The sequence below is a fragment of the Longimicrobium sp. genome (assembly GCA_036377595.1).
Taxonomy (GTDB): domain Bacteria; phylum Gemmatimonadota; class Gemmatimonadetes; order Longimicrobiales; family Longimicrobiaceae; genus Longimicrobium.
On record DASUYB010000015.1, the window covers coordinates 79,147 to 96,647 of the forward strand.

13 protein-coding genes are annotated in these 17,501 nt (G+C 70.3%); 2 read left to right on the top strand and 11 right to left on the bottom strand.

Going from position 1 to position 17,501, the window contains the following annotated elements; translation table 11 throughout:
• Nucleotides 1-131: 131 nt before the first annotated feature.
• The 8 genes from VF092_02450 to VF092_02485 all read right to left on the bottom strand — a co-directional run bounded on the left by VF092_02450 (nucleotide 132) and on the right by VF092_02485 (nucleotide 10,544).
• A complete protein-coding gene (locus tag VF092_02450) occupies nucleotides 132-1,451 on the bottom strand; it encodes an NAD(P)/FAD-dependent oxidoreductase (protein ID HEX6746147.1) in 1,320 nt (439 codons plus the stop codon).
• 789 nt (nucleotides 1,452-2,240) lie between these two features.
• Nucleotides 2,241-3,503: a HAMP domain-containing sensor histidine kinase gene (locus VF092_02455; GenBank protein ID HEX6746148.1), complete on the bottom strand. Its 1,263-nt coding sequence runs from the start codon at nucleotides 3,501-3,503 to the stop codon at nucleotides 2,241-2,243.
• 5 nt (nucleotides 3,504-3,508) lie between these two features.
• Nucleotides 3,509-4,177 (bottom strand): response regulator transcription factor, encoded by a 669-nt coding sequence (locus VF092_02460; GenBank protein ID HEX6746149.1) that lies wholly within the window; start codon nucleotides 4,175-4,177, stop codon nucleotides 3,509-3,511.
• A 1,084-nt stretch (nucleotides 4,178-5,261) separates the two neighbouring features.
• Complete coding sequence (locus tag VF092_02465) at nucleotides 5,262-5,789, bottom strand: YMGG-like glycine zipper-containing protein (GenBank protein ID HEX6746150.1); 528 nt, start codon at nucleotides 5,787-5,789, stop codon at nucleotides 5,262-5,264.
• A 332-nt stretch (nucleotides 5,790-6,121) separates the two neighbouring features.
• The gene (locus VF092_02470; GenBank protein ID HEX6746151.1) at nucleotides 6,122-7,051 is read right to left on the bottom strand and encodes a cytochrome c oxidase assembly protein; all 930 of its coding nucleotides are present in this window, start codon (nucleotides 7,049-7,051) and stop codon (nucleotides 6,122-6,124) included.
• Nucleotides 7,052-7,466: 415 nt separating this feature from the next.
• Nucleotides 7,467-7,679, bottom strand: coding sequence for a hypothetical protein (locus VF092_02475; protein HEX6746152.1), 213 nt, complete (start codon nucleotides 7,677-7,679; stop codon nucleotides 7,467-7,469).
• A gap of 78 nt (nucleotides 7,680-7,757) precedes the next feature.
• A complete protein-coding gene (locus tag VF092_02480) occupies nucleotides 7,758-8,015 on the bottom strand; it encodes a hypothetical protein (protein ID HEX6746153.1) in 258 nt (85 codons plus the stop codon).
• A 252-nt stretch (nucleotides 8,016-8,267) separates the two neighbouring features.
• Nucleotides 8,268-10,544 carry a fused MFS/spermidine synthase gene (locus VF092_02485; protein HEX6746154.1) on the bottom strand — a complete coding sequence of 759 codons (2,277 nt, stop codon included), beginning with the start codon at nucleotides 10,542-10,544 and terminating at the stop codon, nucleotides 8,268-8,270.
• Nucleotides 10,545-10,878: 334 nt separating this feature from the next.
• On the opposite strand from VF092_02485, the gene VF092_02490 reads away from it, so the two are divergent.
• Entirely contained in the window at nucleotides 10,879-11,601 is a 723-nt protein-coding gene (locus VF092_02490; protein HEX6746155.1) for a DUF1629 domain-containing protein, read from the top strand.
• A gap of 96 nt (nucleotides 11,602-11,697) precedes the next feature.
• Nucleotides 11,698-12,420 (top strand): DUF1629 domain-containing protein, encoded by a 723-nt coding sequence (locus VF092_02495; GenBank protein HEX6746156.1) that lies wholly within the window; start codon nucleotides 11,698-11,700, stop codon nucleotides 12,418-12,420.
• Nucleotides 12,421-12,441: 21 nt separating this feature from the next.
• Here VF092_02495 and VF092_02500 read toward each other — a convergent pair whose 3' ends face one another.
• From VF092_02500 to VF092_02510, 3 genes are all read right to left on the bottom strand, one after another.
• On the bottom strand, nucleotides 12,442-13,002 hold the full coding sequence (locus VF092_02500) for a hypothetical protein (GenBank protein ID HEX6746157.1): 561 nt from the start codon (nucleotides 13,000-13,002) through the stop codon (nucleotides 12,442-12,444).
• 84 nt (nucleotides 13,003-13,086) lie between these two features.
• A complete protein-coding gene (locus VF092_02505) occupies nucleotides 13,087-16,704 on the bottom strand; it encodes an ABC transporter permease (protein HEX6746158.1) in 3,618 nt (1,205 codons plus the stop codon).
• A partial coding sequence (locus VF092_02510; protein ID HEX6746159.1) for an ATP-binding cassette domain-containing protein occupies nucleotides 16,701-17,501 on the bottom strand: 801 nt, incomplete at its 5' end. The genes VF092_02505 and VF092_02510, both read right to left, overlap by 4 nt.

Sequence of the window (17,501 nt, forward strand, 5' to 3'; positions counted from 1 at the left end):
ATGCGGCGGCGCGGGTGGCTGTCCACCGGCAAGGCCGCCGATCCGCAGCCTGCGCAGCAGGCTTCCCAATGTTCCAGCCGCGGGTTTACCCGCCCGTCGGATGCGCGGACGCCCGGTGTGTCACCCGCCGCCTACGACAGCGTCTCGAGGATCTCCTTCGCGGCGCGGTAGCCGGAGCGGATGGCGCCGTCGACGGTGCCGTTCCAGCCGTCCGTCGCGGTGGCCTCGCCGGCGAAGAAGAGGGTGGCGTCGACCGGCTCGGCCAGCGCCTGCTGCGCGGGGAGCGCGCCCGCGGGAACCCAGGTGTACGCGCCGCGGGCGAACGGGTCGTGGTGCCAGTCGTGGCGGCGCCAGTCCACCACCTCGGCCTGCACGCGCGCGGGCGGCACGCCCAGCATCTTCGCGAGCGCGTCGAGCGCCTGCGCCGCAGGGTCGCCGCCGCGCGCGAGGAAGCGGTCGGCCGCGCCGCCCCCCGCCCACGCCGTCAGCACCGGCGCGCCCACCGGCGACGGCGTCCACCACGCGGGCACGTCTTCCATGGTCATGAAGAACTTGCGCTCGCGCGCGCCCTCGTCATCCCCCCGCCACTCCAGCACCTCGTCCCAGAACGCCTCGCGGAAGCGCAAGATCACCTTCACCACGTGCCCCATCTCCAGCTGCGACACGATCTCCCGCTTCCCGTCGAGTGATGGGGAGAAGGCGATGGCGCCCTGGCTCCCCTCCTTCGCCTGCAGCACGCCGAGGGGGACGGTGACCAGCACGCGCCGTGCGGCGACCGGCTCCAGCTCCGCGCCAAAGCGGGAGCGGACGCGGATCTCCGCGTGGCCGCGCCGCCATTCGACCGTGTGGACGGCGCCGGCGAGCCGCATCTCGCACCGTCCCGCGAGGCGCGCGGCGAGGCCGCGGACGGCCAGGTCGAAGCCGCCGAGCGGGTGCCAGCGCACCAGCCCGCCGCCCCCGCCCGAGCCCTTGATCGTCCTCGCCAGCCAGTGGACGCCGACGCGGTCCACGTCCGAGGCGTGGAAGCCCTCGACGTAGCGCTCGATCAGCGCGTGGACGTGCGGCTCCACGTCGGGGCAGCAGTCGCGCAGCCACGCGCGGAAGGGCTGGTCGCGCTCGGGCGGCGGGTCGAGCCGGCGGAGGATGCCCACCACGGCATCGTCGTAATCCAGGCACCGCGCGACGCCGTCCGCCACCTCCCACTGGCCGCCGGAGCTGCGGTACGCGGCGCCGCCCATCGAGCGGATGGCGTCGAAGGCGGGGCCGGGAACGTCGACGAACTCGGCGCCGAGCTCCACCGGCAGGGGGTGGGCGGGGTCGTGCAGCGAGTGGATGCGCCCGCCCAGCCGTCCCCGCGCCTCCAGCAGCACCACGTCGGCGCCGCCGTCCGCCAGCGCGCCCGCCGCCGCCAGCCCGGAAACACCGCCGCCGATCACCGCCACGTCCCGCATCATCCCCCCAGTGCCCAGTGCCCAGTGCCCAGTGACGGGTAGATAACACGGGCGCCGCCTCCCGGCGAGGGAGACGGCGCAAAAAGACGAGGGGAACCGGGGCCCACCCCCCGATCCCCCTCGCCCGGGCCGCACGGCTTGCGCCCGCGCGGCTTTGTGAGTCGGGTGAGAGAAACCGGGGCCCACCCCCCAGCCCCCTCACCCGCCGCGCGGCTTGCGCCGACGCGGACCTGGTTTGCGGGGAAACCGGGGCCCACCCCCCGGCCCCCCGCAGCACCGGCCCGCTTGCGCAGGCGCGGCGCATCTATGGGTGGTGAGGAGACGCGAGGCCCACCCCCCGGCCCCCTCACCCGAACCGCGGCGGCTCTCACCGCGCGCGGATCGTTTGTCACGTTCTGCGCACAAACCTATTCGCGGTAGCTGTCAGGGAGATTACAGGAGGGGCAGAAAGATTACGGGAGGATTAGGAGGGTTGATCTGCGGGAAGAGGGGGTGATTTCCCCAGGTTGGGATGCCCGGGCCAGCCACCCCGGGTTGAAACCCGGGGCTGGAAAATCAAGAAGTCCGCCTTCGCGGACTCCGGTCCCAATCACCGTTGTGAGTTGCAGCCTTTGGTGCGGCACGAAATCGACCGCCCGCGCGAATGCAGACGTACAACCCTCTCCCGGTACGGGAGAGGGTGGCGAGCCCCAGCGAGCCGGGGAGAGGGCGGGATGCCGGCGCCGCGCGGGGATGCCTCTCGCCGCGCACTGGGCACTGGGCACTGGGCACTGGGCACTTCGGTGTTGATCATCCCGCCGCCGGAAAGACGAGCGTCACCCGCGTCCCCCGCCCCGCCTGCGAGTCCACGTCGATCGTCGCCCCGTGCTGGTCCACGATGCGGCGGGCGATGGAGAGGCCCAGCCCCGCGCCCTCGGTCAGCCCGCGCGCCTCCTCGCCGCGGTAGAAGCGCTCGAACACGTGCGGCAGCTCTCCCGGCGCGATGCCGATCCCCGTGTCGGCCACCACCACCGTGGGCGAGCCGCCGCGCGAGTGCACGTCCACCGTCACCTCGCCGCCTTCGGCCGTGTACTTCACCGCGTTCTGCATCACGATCATCAGCAGCTGGCGCAGCAGCGGCGCATCGCCCACCACCTTCGCCTCGTCGAACTCGCCCACCTTCAGCCGCACCCCGCGCGTCTCGGCCAGCACCCCGGCGGCGGCGGCGGCGTCGCTCACCAGGTCGTCGAGGTAGACCGGCTCCTCGACCACCGGGCGGACGCCCGACTCCACCCGCGCCAGGATCAGCAGGTCGTCGACGATGCGCCCCATCACCTCCGCCTCGCGGCCGATGTCGAGGAGCGCGGCGCGGTACTCCTCGGGCGCGCGCTCGCGCTGCACCGCCACCTCCGCGCGCACGCGCAGCACCGAGACGGGGGTGCGCAGCTCGTGCGCGGCGTCGGCGGTGAAGCGGCGCATGTACTCGTACGTCTCCTCCACCGGCCGCACCGAGAGCGCGGCCAGGTAGTGCCCCAGGATGGCCACCCCCACCAGCGCGGCGAAGGCGCCGACGACGAACGTCTCGATCAGCCGCAGCGACTGCGCCTCGATCTGCGCCAGGTCGGCCACCGCGACGGCCACGTACGGCCGCCGGTTGGCCAGCGCGAAGCGGAGCGCGTGCACCCGCCACTCGCCCGCGCCGGCGCGGTAGCCGCGGTCGGCGCTCCCCAGCCGCAGCGCGGCCCGCGCGGCGTCGCGCACCTCGCGCTCCACGGTGTCGCCGGTCACCACCCGGCCGGCCGAATCGAGCAGGTACAGCTCGCTCCCGGGCACCTCCATCTCCTGCACCGCGTCGAGCGCCGCCTCGTCGGAGGGGATGCCGTCGCTCTCCATGATCTGCGCGGCGCGCACCACCTCGTTGGTGGCGGCGTGCAGGGTGCGGGTGAGCTGCACCTCGACCTCGCGGCTGGTCACCCAGTACATCCCCCCGCCCACCACCAGCAGGATGGCGGCGAAGCTGAGCGTATACCACGCCGTCAGCCGGTGCCGCAGCCGGCGCAGCGGCGCGCGCATGTGGTTCATGTGCCGAAGCGGTAGCCGGCGCCGCGCAGGGTGTGGATCAGCTTGGGCTCGAACTCGTCGTCGATCTTCCGGCGCAGCCGGCGGACGAGCACCTCGAGCACGTTGGTGAACGGGTCGTGGTTGTCGTCCCACACCGCCGCCGTGATGGCCGCGCGGTCCACCACCGCGCCCTCGTGGCGGACGAAGAACTCCAGCAGCTCGAACTCCTTGGCGGTCAGCTGGATGGCCCGCCCGGCGCGCCGCACCTCGCGCGTGCGCAGGTCCACCTCCAGGTCGGCCACGGCGCGCCGCTCGGGCGCCAGCTGCGGCGGCCGCCGCGCCAGCGCCTGCACCCGCGCCAGCAGCTCCTTGAAGGCGAAGGGCTTGGTGAGGTAGTCGTCGGCGCCCGACTCCAGGCCGTACACGCGGTCGTCCACCGCGTCGCGCGCGGTCAGCATCAGCACGGGGGTGGAGATGCCGTTGGCGCGGATGCGCTTGCACAGGTCGAAGCCGCTGCCGCCGGGAAGCCCCACGTCCAGAATGATGACGGCGTAGCTGCCCAGCGCCGCCTTCTCGCGCCCCTCGTAGAAGGTGCGCGCGGTCACCACGTCTACGCGGTGCTCGCGGAAGCCGGAGTCCAGCACCTGCAGCAGCGCGGGATCGTCTTCGACGACCAGGATTCGCATGGCCGGGAGATGGGAACGTCGTTGCGACTCAGCTTGCGTGATGCGGAAAGATCGGTCGGCTGGACAAATTGCGGAAGCACGAAAGGTTGGGGGATGATGAAGACGCGTCCCGCATGCGGCGGATGCCGTCCCGGTCACCAGGGAGGGATGATGCCCACGTATGGCCGCGCACATCGCCGGCCCGAACGCGATTCGACCAGACACAGCGAGCCGTTCCCAGCGATCGCGGTGATACTTAAGCATCCACTTAAGTATTGCCCCCGTCTCCCGGAGGAATGCTGGCCCACAGGCACGTTCGGCCGCCGTGCAGCGACGTCCCCTGATCGAATCGGTTAAGACCGCCAGGTCCAGCGGCTTACCGGGGGAATCGCTACCCAACCCGGGCATCGCCGTCAGGAATTCATCCGTGCACCCACTCCCGCCGGGGCTCGATTGCTTTTCGCGTTCGATCATCGACGGGAGGCGTGGCCTCGAATAGCGGGAGCACGAGCTCAGCGCATTCATCTGCCCACGTAAGCGTTCCTTCTGGATGCGACTCGTCTGTCGCTCGCAACCGATTCATCCGTGGAGGCAGGCTGTCTTAACCGATTCGATCGGGGAGATCGCTGCACGGCGCCTCACCGCGCCTGCGGGCCAACATCCCTTCACGCATACGGGACGATACTTAAGTGAATGCTTAACTATCACCGCATCCGTCTAATACCGATTGCTGCAATTGATTGTGCGTTTTGATCGGATCATCGGATGTCATTCGAGCGTCGCCGCTGCTCCGAACCTTCAATCACGCCGATGTTGGGCGGCGCCCGAGGAATCTGTGGCATGCGTCCGAGCGACAGGCGGCCTGTGGCTCGGGAGCCGGCCACAGATTCCTCAGGCGCCACGACTTTGCGTGGAGGACAGGGCGGCGCAGCGCCTTCGGAATGACATGCCAATGCCTATGGCTATGCCAATGCCTATGGCTGTTCCATCCTCCAATGCGCCGTTGACCCGGCGATTCGGTATGAGGCGCCCTGGCGCCGACAAAGAAAGCGCCTCCCCCGGAGATCCGGGGGAGGCGCTTCGATTGCGCCGCTTCAGGCGATGATCAGTACTGGACCCTGCGCTTGTCGACGTTGTTGCCGATCACCGCGCCGGCCACGCCGCCCAGCACGCCGCCCACGATGGCGCCACGCACGCGGTGGCGGCTGCCGCCGGCGACCGCGCCGATCACCGCGCCACTGGCCGCGCCGATGGCCGCGTCACGCTTGGTGTGCTTCACCGTGTAGGTGCGGGGCTGCCGGTAGACGGGGCCCGCGGACGAGCCGCTGCTGCTGCCGCCCGAGCTGCTGCGGCGCGCCGTCGAGCGGCGGTGCGTGCTCGAGGTCGAGCGGTGCGTGGTGCTGGTGGCCGGCTTCTCCTCGGCCGTGGCCAGCGCCTGCGGGGCCGCGGGCTGCGCGAGCGCCGCCTGGTTCAGCTCCACCGGGGTCGCCGCGGCCACGGGCTGCGCAGGCTGCACCATCATGCTGTCGAGCCAGGTCAGCTGCTGCTGCGGCTGGGCCGGCTTGGCGTCACGGCCGCACGCGGCGGCGCCCACCAGGGTGGACATCATCACTGCAACTTTAAGGACACGCATCGTCTGCTCCTCCTGTGGGATTTTGCGGCGCGGAAACGTCGCGCGGCCCGGTTTTGCCGCCTGCGCCGCGGACATTCTCGCGTCCGCCGCGTCTCGCGCCCCTCGTTCGCTCACCATTCTATTTTGCACGGTCGGTGCCACGCCGTGCCACTATTTCTAAGTGCAGATAATATAACACCTTACGAGGAAACACGCCACGATCTGATACCCATAATGTCGCAGATACGGCTTGATCGAGGGCTGATGATGAAAAAGATGCCTTCGATGGGTGACAGGGAGCGTCCAAACGTGATACAGGGACAGAAAAGGACACGTATTACAGCTGGAGATGACTATCCCCGGTTGACGGCGAGCGGCCGCGCCTCGGCGATCATATCCCGGCGCTCGGATCGCGCCATCCACGCGATGAAAAGCCACGCCGCCGCGGCCAGGTATGCCAGCGAGCCGGGCACCCACATCACCAGCCCCGCGATCTGCTGGTCCTCGAGCGGGGCCAGCCCCCACGCGCGCGCCGTCGCCAGGTGCGACGCGTACCACGGCGCGGTGCTGAACGTCAGCAACGCGCCGAGCGCGCCGCCCTGCATGGTGATCCCGAAGAGCGCGAGGATGGCCAGCCCGGGCACCCGCCGCAGCGACCCGCGCGGGTGGAGGACGGCCCACCAGAAGAGCAGCGCCGTTCCCAGGAAGCTGGCGTGCTCCAGCGCGTGCACCCACGGCCGCGCGACCGCCGCGTCATACGCGCCCGGAAGGTGCCACGCCCAGAGCGCGATGGAGTGCAGCGCCACCGCCGGCCAGGGCCGCACCAGCCAGGCGATCGCCACGCGGAGGCGGGGGAGCGCGTGCCACCACCGCGCCACCCGGCGGCGGGCGGGGCGCGGCAGCCCCCACGCGAGCCCGGCCTGCGGCGCGCCCAGCACCAGCAGCGGCGCGGCGACGGCCATCAGCAGCAGGTGCTGGGTCATGTGCACCCAGAACAGCGACTCCGCCACCCGGTCCACCGGCGACACCATCGCGACGGCCAGCGCCAGGAATCCCGCCGCGAACGCCGCCGCCTGCGCCGGACGGATGCCGCGCCCGCGCCCGGCCCGCCGCCACACCGCCTCCACGCCGCGCGTGTACAGCCACGCCGTCAGGTACAGCGGGACGAGAACCGCCGGCGCGAGCCCCCAGCTCCGCCACAGGTCGTGCGGCGACGGCGGCGCCCCCGCGTGCGCCATCAGCCGCGCCGGCACGCACGCCATCCCCACCGCGAGCGCGAGCACGCGCCGCAAAGGGAGATCGGCAGATGGTGATCGGATGCTGAACAAGCTGAATCGCCAGTGATCGTGGTCCGCGGATCGCCGCAAATCGACGCACGAAGCCGGCCAGTGAGCACCGTAGGAAAGCCTGGCGACCCCCTTCCGGTGTCATCCTGAGGGCGCGGTGGACGAAACCCTCATACAATCCGAATCCTGCCGCGCCCGAAGGATCTACTTTCCCTGCGTCGAGATCTGTCGCGATGGGCAGGCCTGTCCGGGCGTCGAGTAGATCCTTCGGGCGGCGCCAAACCCTGGTGCGGGCGCGGGTTCAGCGCAGCGCCGCCCTCAGGATGACATCGATGCGGTCATCCCCAACTCGCAAAAAGACCGGCGGGACGGAGATCGCCCCGTCCCGCCGGTGTTCATGGCCCTTCCAGCGTCAGCGGCGGAAGAAGCGGCGCGCGCGGTCGCGGACGTCGTGCCAGCCCTCGCGCAGGCGGTCGCCGAGGTTCTCGTCGTAGCCGCGGCTGAAGTCGCGGCCGTAGTCGCGGCCCGTCGCGCCCCAGCCGCCCGCGGAGAAGCGGTCGTAGCGGCCGCCGCCGTAGCCGCCGCCGGTCAGCCCGCCGCCCGAGCCGTAGCCGTAGTCGTCCACGTCGTAGCCGCGGTTGCCGTACCCCGCGAACCCGCGGTAGCCGCCGCCGTACGTCCCCGACTCGCCGCGCCAGTCGCCCTAGCCGCGTCCGCCCGGGCTCGACTCGCGGTTCACGCCGCCCCAGCCGCCGCCGGACCATCCGCGGTCGAGCGGGTAGTCGCGCCCGCCCAGGTCGCCGCCGCGCTCGATGTGCCAGTCGCGGTGCATGGTGTTGTAGCTGCGGCTGCCGGACGTGAAGTCGTCGCCGTAGCCCGACGCGCGGAAGTCGCGGCCGTAGTCGCCCGACGCCCAGCCGCGGTCCCGGTCGCGGTCGAAGTCCAAGCCGTAGCGGGGCATGGTCACCTCCGTCGAACGTTGGCTGCCATGGAGACGCGCCCCCTGCGCGCTCCCCCCGGAATTCGGGGGCGGAGGGGGATGCAGATTGCGCGCCGAATCCGACTCCACCTCGTCGCATGGAGACGAACGGAAGCGGCGGAGGCACGCCGTCCCGCGCGCCTCCGCCGATCATCATCACCCCGATCACTTCACCGGGAGAGATCCCCGGCGCGGAAGGGCGATCTCCCGCGCCGGAATCCCCATCCCCCTGCCCTACCGCCAGACGCTCAGCACGCTGGAGAAGTCGTCCGTCCACGGCTGCACGTTCAGCCGGTTGCGCGCGGGGCGCCAGTTCGCGTCCACCGCCAGCGGGCCGAGATCGGCGTCGCTGCGCGCCACCGCCGCCCAGCTGCTGGCGGAGAGATAGAACCCGCGCAGCCGGTTCTCGCCGATGCGCGCCGACAGCCCGCGCTCCCTGGCCAGCGCGGCCACGACGCTCTCCAGCTCCAGGTAGCGGTTGCTCAGGTGCAGCATCACGATCCCGCCCGGCGCCAGCTTGTCCAGGTACACGCCCAGCGCCTCTCGCGTCAGCAGGTGCACGGGGATGGCGTCGGAGTTGAATGCGTCCACCACGATCAGGTCGTACCGGTGCGCGGGCGCGTGCTGCAGCGACAGCCGCGCATCCCCCAGCACCACCGTGGTCCGCGCCGGAGAGTCGGTGAGGTAGGTGAAATAGCGCCGGTCGCGCGCCATCTCCAGGATCCCCGGGTCGATCTCGTAGAACGTCCACTCCTCGCCGGCGTTCGCGTACGAGGCCAGCGTCCCCGTCCCCAGCCCCACGGCGGCGACGCGACGGTGCCCGGCCTTTTCCGCCGTCGCCGCGAACACGCTGCCCAGCGGGCCGGAGCGCGCGTAATAGGTCAGCGGCTCGCGGCGGCGCTTGGGGTCCAGGCTCTGCGCGCCGTGCAGCGTGGAGCCGTGGTACAGCGCGTGGAAGCCGCCCATCTCCGGCTGCTCGAGCACCGCGAAGCGGCCGTAGAACGAGCGGTGCGCCAGGATCGTCGGCTCGCGCCGCAGCATGAAGGTGGAGCGCAGGAAGAGCGAAGCGCCGATGCACAGCGCCAGCCACGCCGGCGCGCGCCCCAGCCCGGCGGAGACGAGCGCCATCAGCACGGCGGCGAGCGGCAGCTGCAGCGCGGTGGGGATCCCCGGCACGTCCGTTCGCGACACCAGCAGGAGCGCGAACACGAACGCGGCCGTGCGCAGCACGTTCATCACCACCTGCCGCGGCGCCCACGCCCCGCGCGGCCAGGGACGCGCCAGACACGCCAGCGTGAGGACGATGGGATACTCCCAGGTGCGCGTGAAGGCGACCGGCGCGACGAGGACGTTGAAGATCCCCCCCAGCACCCCGCCCACCGCGATCCACAGGTAGAACTCGGTGAGATGCGTCACCGACGGCCGCCGCCGCGACAGCTCGCCGTGGGACACCATGGCGATGACGAACAGGCCCAGCAGGTGCAGGGGGATGACCTGCATTGGCCGCCGCGTGAAGCCGTACATCAGCAGCAGCGACACCGCGGCGATGAAGAACGGCTCCAGCGCCAGCATCCACCCGTGCTTCAGCGGCGGCCGGGTGGCGAACGCCAGGGTGAAGCTGAGGAGATAAAGCGCCAGCGGCACCACCCACAGCAGCGGGATCGGCGCCACGTCGGTGGTGATGAAGGTGGTGACGCTCAGCAGCAGCGACGACGGGATGAACGCCAGCCCCACCCAGACCAGCCGCTCGCGCGTGGTCACCCGGAGATCGATCCCCGAACCCACCGCCACCCCGTCAGACGGCGCGCCGGAGAGCGAGAGGCCCCGCGCCGGCGACAGGCGCCACACGGCGACGGCGGAGAGGACGACGAAGACGGCCAGGACGCCGTAGCCCACCGCCCAGGTGCGGCTCTGCTCCATCAGCCGGAGCCGCGGCTCCATCACGAACGGATAGCCGAGGAGCGCCAGCATGCTGCCGAGGTTGCTGGCGGCGTACAGCCAGTACGGGTTCGACGCGCCGGGATGCCCCGTCTCCGCGAACCACTTCTGCAGCATCGGCCCCGTCGCCGACAGGACGAAGAACGGCAGCCCGACCGTGGTCACCATCAGCATGAGCAGCCAGGCGATGGGCTCCTGCCCCCCGCGCGGCGCCGCGCCCGCCACGCTGATCGGCAGCATCAGCGCCGCGCCGGCCAGGAGGACGAGGTGCACCGCCGCCTGCCGCCGCACGCCCAGCGTGCGCGCGCCCACGTGCGCGTACAGGTAGCCGCCCAGCAGCGCGGCTTGGAAGAAGAGCATGCAGGTGTTCCACACCGCCGGCGTGCCGCCCAGCAGTGGCAGCACGAAGCGGCTGAACATCGGCTGCACCAGGAAGAGCAGGAAGGCGCTGGTGAAGATGGCCGCGGTGAACACGGCCAGCACCCAGCGGTGCGCCTGCGCGGCGGGCACGGCGGCGGCCGGTGCATCCGCCGCGCCGAGGGACGGCGCGGCGGCGGATGTCTGCTGGCTCAAGGACGCACTGCGGGTGACGGTGGCGCGGACGACGCGGTGGGGGCCGATGGACGCTTGAAGATGGCGCCCGCCGCGCTCCCGTCAACTCGCGGCGGATCCGCTGCGGTTCCGTGCCGTCTCCCTCCGGTCCGCTCCGCGTATCGCGCACCTCCCCACCCGCGGTCGTGCGTGCGCTTGACGGCTTTGTACGCGGGCTGCCAGACTCCGGATCATTCCTCGTCGTCCCGATGGAATTCTGATGCGGGGCCATCCGCACCGAAATCGCGGCATGAGGCGATGTCCGAGTCATATCATTCCGGATACATCAACCCGACAGCCACCGAAGGACCTGCCCATGACCGCCCGTTCGCCCGAACAAGCCCGCAAGCGCTACTATCTGGTTACGAGGGACATGAGCCCCGTGTCGGGCGGCCTTTCCTTCGTCAACCGGGAGGCGGCTCTCGTCAACGGGCGTCTTGCCGGTACGCACGAGCATAGAGAACCGGGACATCCGCACCCGGTGTTCGTAGGTATCCCCCGGCTGCGCGAGAAGCCGCAGGTGGTTATCGGCGGCAGCGGACCCACGGCCCTCGATTATTACGATTTGTTCAAGCCGATCTTCATCTCCACCCGGGCAAAGGAGCTGCTCGAGGGGATCGACCCCGGGGGATTCGAGTTCGCCGAATGCGAGACCGTCGACCGTCGCGGAAGCCGGGTCAAATCCTATTGGTGGATGGATGTGATTCGCTGGGTCGAGACGTTCGACGAAGAGCGGTCGAGCTTCGAGTGGTATCGCGACAGCTATCCGATGGCCCCGGACGCGCAGACCAACCCGTCGATGTCCGCCCTGTACGACATTCATATGCCCGGGGGCTTTCCCGACGAGTACCACGCATTCTGGTTCGCCCATTATCGCATCAAGTTCGTATTCGACGAGGTCCTGGTGGACGCCTGGAGAGAAGCGAGGCTGACCGGCGCCCACTTCACACCGCTTCAGCCGCCGACAGAGGCCGAATTCAAGGATCATGTTCGCTTCGTCAATTATCCCTACTGGACAGAAAAGGCGCGGCAGTCGTGACGGAATAGAAAACTCGCGTGTTGAAGAATCAGGACGAAACTGCAGGCCAGCACGAGCCCAGGCTTAACGAACCCGCCAGTCCACCGAAGGACCGCCATGACGACGCGTACGCCCGAACCCGCCCGCAAGCGCTACTATCTGGTCTCGCTCGACGTGGCCTCCAATTCCGGCACCGGTGTTTTCTTCGTGAACGAGGAGGAGGCTCTCGTCAACGGGCGCCGTGTCGGTTACCACGAGCGTAGAGTTCCGGGACATCCGCACCCGGTGTTCGTGGGCGTCCCTCCACTGCGCGAGAAGCCGAAGGTGGTCATTCCCGGCACCGGGGCCAAGGCCGTCGATTATGACGGCATGATCCCGGTCTTCATCTCCAGCCGGGCGAAGAGATTGCTCGAGGGGATCGATCCTGGAGCCTTCGAGTTCGCCGAATGCGAGACCGCCACCCGCCGCGGAAACCCGATCGAACCCTATTGGTGGATGGACGTGATCCGCTGGGTCGAGAAGTTCGACGAAGCGCGATCGGACTTCGAGTGGTATCGCGACCGCTTCCCGACGGCTCCGAATGCACAGGACAACCCTTCGATGTTCCGTCTGTACGACATTCACATGCCGGCGGGCTTCCCGGATGAGTACCACGCCTTCCGGTTCGCACATTTCAATGGCAAAGCCGTGTTCGACGAGGTCATCGTGGATGCCTGGCGAGCAGCGAGGCTGACCGGCGCCATGTTCACGCCGCTCCAGCCGCCGACAAAGGCCGATCTCAAGCGCCACCTTTCGTTCATCAACTATCCCTACTGGACGGAAAGGTCCCACCGGCCGTGAGCAGGCGCGGTGTTCACCCCGTCAATTCTCGGATCGCGCCGGAGCGTGCGCGCGGTGCCCGAGGTCCGTCGCGCGGAGCGGCCCGGAGCCGGCGGCCAGGCGCTCGCGCCGATCCGGACCGGCGATGGATGCAGTCGCCCCGCGCTGGGCGAGCCACATCGAACCGCCGGCCGTGACCCCGCCGAACAGCGCCGCCAGCAGCACATCCGAGCCGATCGCCCCCAGCCGGGGGATTCCGCCGCCCGAAAGCAGGCTGGCCGTCACCATGAAGGCCGGCACGAACAGGCCGGCCACGATCCCCCCGCCAAGACCGAAGCGCACCCAGCTGATCTCCGCAAGCCGCCTCCCGCGGTAGAGAAGGCTGATCAGGGCCGAGAAGAAGCCCCCGGCGATCGCGCCCATCACCGCCACCCTCATCCCCATGAAGATCGCGTCCAGCGGCCAGGGTCCCCTGGAAGCGACGACCCCGGCGGCGTGGAGCACCGCGACGGTCACCACCGTGAGCGCGAACCAGGCGGCACCCCACACCACGGCGTTTTTCACCGCGCCCTTCAGGCGCTTGAGAAAGTCGTCCATCGCCATTCGCTGCCTCCAGAAGGTTTCCATTCACTCCAATCAGTTGTCGTCGCGGCTCACCGGTGCCCGGAAGCCGCCCGGCGCTCGCCCTCACCGCTCGATCTGCACCTCCTCGACGTTGTCGAACCGCTCCGTGTCGATCAGCAGGACGTAGGGGTCGATGCCGGCGTCGGAGGGCCTGCGCGGCACGGTGACCGTGATCGTCTGCCGGCCGGAGCGGATGCGATGATTCCGCAGGTAGAGCACCTCGCCGAAGTCCAGGCTCTCGTTGTTGTTCGGAGCGAAGACGCCGATCGGCACCCACTCGTCCATCGGCACCTCCGTCTCCCTGCCCGCGGGGTCGACGGTGACCTTGCGCGCCCGCAGGCGGAGCGTCACCTGCCAGGCGCCCGCCGCGGTCCGCCTGGCCGTGGCGCGCTCCGTCTCCAGGTCCCAGAAGGTGTTCGCCGCGAACAGGTCATGGGCCAGGTACCGCAGCGAGTCCGGCGTGACCGCCTGCAGCTCGCGGTAGAGATCGAGCGAGGTCGCCGGGGGCGCCGCGGCCGGGCGGTGCGCTTCGAAGAATCGCCGCCACGCCAGGTTCACCCGCTCCGTCCCCGCGTACTCGCTCAGCGCGTACAGCGCGAACGGGCCCTTGCGGTAGGATGCGTACGGGTCCATCGCCCGGAGCAGCGGGACGGACTGGCGGATGGGCACGATGGGATACGGCTGCCGGAAGAACCGCAGCAGCCGCCGGAGGTGCTCGCGCCCGTACGTCTCCTCCACCACCCCCATCGCGGCGTACCACGCGAAGCTCTCGGTGATCAGTGGCGCGCCCTCGGCGAACGCGTAGGGGACGCCCCATTCGTGCGCCATCTCGTGCGCCATGATGGCGAAGGGGAAATCGAGGCCGCGCGGATCCTCCTTCGGATTGAAGAGGGAGAACCCCTGGCCGTAGTCGATCGTGGTCGCCTCGGCGTGTGCGCCCATCTTGCGGACGGAGTTCTCGACCAGGCGGATGTAGCTGTAGGGGTACGGGCCGAACTCCCGGCTGTTGCGGTCGAGCGAGGCGCGGACGCTGCGGAGCAGGCGGTCCACGTTCGCCGTGTGGCCGGGGTGATGGTAGATCTGGATCGCCACGCCGTTCCACCGCTCCTCGCGCACCGCGTACCGCGCGGAGAAGAAGCCGTACTCGTCGCCGATGGGGGTGTCGGTCGCGTAGTGGAAGTAGCGGCGCCCACCCTCCGTCCACGTCCGCCGCAGCAGCCCGGGCGCGACGGCGATCTGGTCTCCCGCCGTGCCCACCACCGCGTCGACGGAGATGCGCTCGGCGCCCCCGTCCTGACCCTCCTCGCCGGTGACGTCCTGCGCGTCGGCGAGCGTGGGGAGCACCGGGCGCCGCGGAAGCCCGTGCGCCCGGCGCTCTCCCGGCGCGAAGAGCTCGCGGCGGCGCTGGTAGCCGATGGCGGGGAGCCAGTCTCCGTTCGTGAACCAGGTGCCGTTCGCCACGACGGAAGATGCGGCGCCGCCGTTGCGGAAGCCGTGCGGCGCCGCCTTCACCCGGAAGCCGAGCCGCAGCGACTCGCCGGGCTGCAGCGGCCGCTCCAGTGAGTAGATGCGGTGGCCGCGGTCGTCGTCCTGCACCACGCGCCGGGCGGGACGGTCGAAGCTCATCGCCCCGGTCTCCACGCCGGGGACGGTGGCAATGTGGATTGAACCGATCGCCCTCGCGGCGTGGTTCACCAGGAGATAGGTCCCGCGGATCTCCGCCGTGCGGCGATCGGGGTAGATCTCCACGCGCAGCTTCGCGGTCGTCAGCCGCGGCTGCGGAACGTTCGCGTACCGCGCGTAACGGCGCTCGTACTCCGCGCTCCGCTCCTTGCGGGCGAAGGCGGAGGCGTAGTCGTTGAGGACGTTGGTGTTGTAGAAGATGAACCCGCCCAGGGTCAGGACGAGCCCCGCCGCGAGCGCGGCCATCCACGGCACCGAGCGCGTGAAGCGGCCGCGCGCCAGCCGGAGCCGCGTCCGCACCCCGCCCTCCATCCCCCGCATCCAGAGCAGCCGCGCCGCCAGCGCCAGCAGCAGCGCCCACGCCGCCCAGTACGCCTTGAACCACGCCCACGGGCCCAGCGACGGGCCAAAGCCGCGCATGTCCGAGTACGTCCACCCCGGGCTCCCGCCGTAGATGAGCAGGTTGTGCCGGATCCCCAGCTGCGGCGCGAAGGCGATGAGCCCGAAGACGAGGAGCGCCACTAGGTGGCCGAGGTACTTCTGGTTCATGATCCCCTGCACCGCCAGCGCGAGCACGATGAAGAGGAGGTACTCGGGGAGCTGAAGTCCGAAGAGGACCTTCAGGTAGAGGCCGAGCTGGAAGTCGTGGTATCCCAGGCGCAGCTGGATCAGGAGCCCGGCCAGCGTCAGCAGCGCCATCCACACGGCGAGGACCAGGGCGAGCGCCAGGAACTTGCCCGTGAAGACGACCCCTTCCGGCACCGGCGCCGCGTCGGTGATCTCGCCCAGGCCGTGCTCCCGCTCGCGCCACACCAGCTCACCGGCCCAGAGGACGATGAGCAGGGGGATGATCACCCACGGCGTCAGCGGATTGGTCAGCGGGGTGGTCAGGAAGGTGAGGAGATACGCCGTCGTAGGGAGGAGCGGCGTCCCCATGTTGTACAGGTTCTGCGGCAGGAGCAGCACCGTGAGCGCGGCGATGAAGACCAGCACGACGAGCCCGGCGCGGCTCTTCGCGATCACCCGGAACGACGTCCAGGCGATGGCGAGCGTCTGCCGTGCGTACAGCGCCGGGTCGAACCTCCCCGTGACCTGCGGGACGGAGATGGGGGTCCGCGCGGCGTCGCTCCCGGCGGGCGTCGGGGCGTGCGCCTCGCGCCGCCGCGCGATGCGGCTCCACAGCGGCTTCGGCGTGTGATGGGCGAAGCGGAAGCGGCCCCAGGTGAGCGCGAGCGTCCCCAGCGCGATGCCGAGCCAGACGAGGCGGCTCCACAGCAGCGGGCCCTCCAGCCCGATCAGCCGCGTGCTCTTCTCGATCGGCGTCCACCCCAGCACCAGGTCGGAGGTGATGTAGATGTGGCCGAAGACGTCGAGCAGCACCGCGATGTCCTGCCGCTCCAGGAAGTACAGGATGGCGATCATCCCGCCGTAGGCCACGAACAGCAGGAACACGCTCCCCAGGTAGCTGCCGATCGCGCGGCGGCTGAGCGCCGCCCACGCGAACTGGATCGCGGTCCCCACGAAGGCGTTCGGCAGCGCCAGAAAGCCGTAGGCGGAGAGGTAGGCCACCGGCCGGAACGGACCGACCACCTCGGCGTCCACCCCGGGCCCGTAGACGGCGGCCATCACCCCCAGCGGCACCGCCAGCAGGATCACCGCGTTGAGGACGAAGGCGGCCAGGAACCGTCCCCCCAGGTGCTCGGCCCTGGAGACGGGGGCGGTGTAGGTGAGGGGATGCATCCCCGTCTCCGCGTCGCGCGCGGCGATCTCGCCGGTGACGCCCGCGGCCACGATCAGCCAGAACAGGCTGCAGAAGACGGTGACGGACGCGATGATGAAGGGGGAGTTGAGATAGAAGTCGGAGTAGGTCGCGTCGGCCAGGTAGTTCCCGCGGACGAACAGGTACGAGACGACGCCCAGAGCCGTGAAGTAGAGCCAGGTGGTGAGGCGGCGTGCCTGGTAGGCGAGCTCGAAGCGGAAGATCTCGCGGAGCTTCACGCCGCCACCTCCGGCTGCCCGCGGCGCCGGCCGATCCGCCCCGCCATGGTGCTGAAGTAGACGTCCTCCAGGTCCGGCTCGGCGGGTTCCCATCCCACGCCGGGCGCCGTATCGCCATGGACGTGAACCACGGTGCGCCCGGCCAGGAGCTTGGTGGAGATCACCCGCAGCCCCTCCTCTTCCGCCGTCTCTCCCCGGGCGGCGATCCGGCGCCAGACGCGTCCCCGCAGCGACTCGATCGCCGCCAGCGGCTCCGCTTCGAGCAGGATCTCGCCGCGATTGATGATCGCCATCCGCTGGCACAGCTCGGAGACGTCCTCCACGATGTGCGTGGAGAGGATCACCGCGCTGTTCTCCCCCAGCTCGCTCAGCAGGTTCAGGACACGAACCCGCTCCGCGGGGTCCAGCCCGGCGGTGGGCTCGTCCACGATGATCAGCTGCGGGTTGCCGAGCAGCGCCACCGCGATGCCGAAGCGCTGGCGCATCCCCCCGCTGAAGCCGCCCAGCTTCTTCCGCCGATGCTCGGCGAGGTTGGTCTGCTCCAGCAACGCATCCACCGTCTCACGCCGCTCGCGGCGATCCGTGATCCCCTTCAGCACGGCAAAGTGGTCCAGCAGGTCCTCCGCGGTGACCTTCGGGTAGACGCCGAACTCCTGAGGCAGATAGCCCAGCGTGCGGCGCACCGCGTCGCGCTCGCGCAGCACGTCGATGCCGCCGAGGGTGGCCTCGCCGGAATCCGCCTCCTGCAGGGTGGCGAGCGTGCGCATCAGCGTGCTCTTCCCTGCCCCGTTCGGTCC

What these genes read in the sequence shown, in the direction of transcription:
- VF092_02495 (HEX6746156.1), top strand. Translation starts at nt 11,698, where the DNA reads ATGACGACGCGTACGCCCGAACCCGCCCGCAAGCGCTACTATCTGGTC.
- VF092_02460 (HEX6746149.1), bottom strand. Translation starts at nt 4,177, where the DNA reads ATGCGAATCCTGGTCGTCGAAGACGATCCCGCGCTGCTGCAGGTGCTG.
- VF092_02465 (HEX6746150.1), bottom strand. Translation starts at nt 5,789, where the DNA reads ATGCGTGTCCTTAAAGTTGCAGTGATGATGTCCACCCTGGTGGGCGCC.
- VF092_02450 (HEX6746147.1), bottom strand. Translation starts at nt 1,451, where the DNA reads ATGCGGGACGTGGCGGTGATCGGCGGCGGTGTTTCCGGGCTGGCGGCG.
- VF092_02455 (HEX6746148.1), bottom strand. Translation starts at nt 3,503, where the DNA reads ATGCGCGCGCCGCTGCGCCGGCTGCGGCACCGGCTGACGGCGTGGTAT.
- VF092_02500 (HEX6746157.1), bottom strand. Translation starts at nt 13,002, where the DNA reads ATGGCGATGGACGACTTTCTCAAGCGCCTGAAGGGCGCGGTGAAAAAC.
- VF092_02480 (HEX6746153.1), bottom strand. Translation starts at nt 8,015, where the DNA reads ATGCCCCGCTACGGCTTGGACTTCGACCGCGACCGGGACCGCGGCTGG.
- VF092_02490 (HEX6746155.1), top strand. Translation starts at nt 10,879, where the DNA reads ATGACCGCCCGTTCGCCCGAACAAGCCCGCAAGCGCTACTATCTGGTT.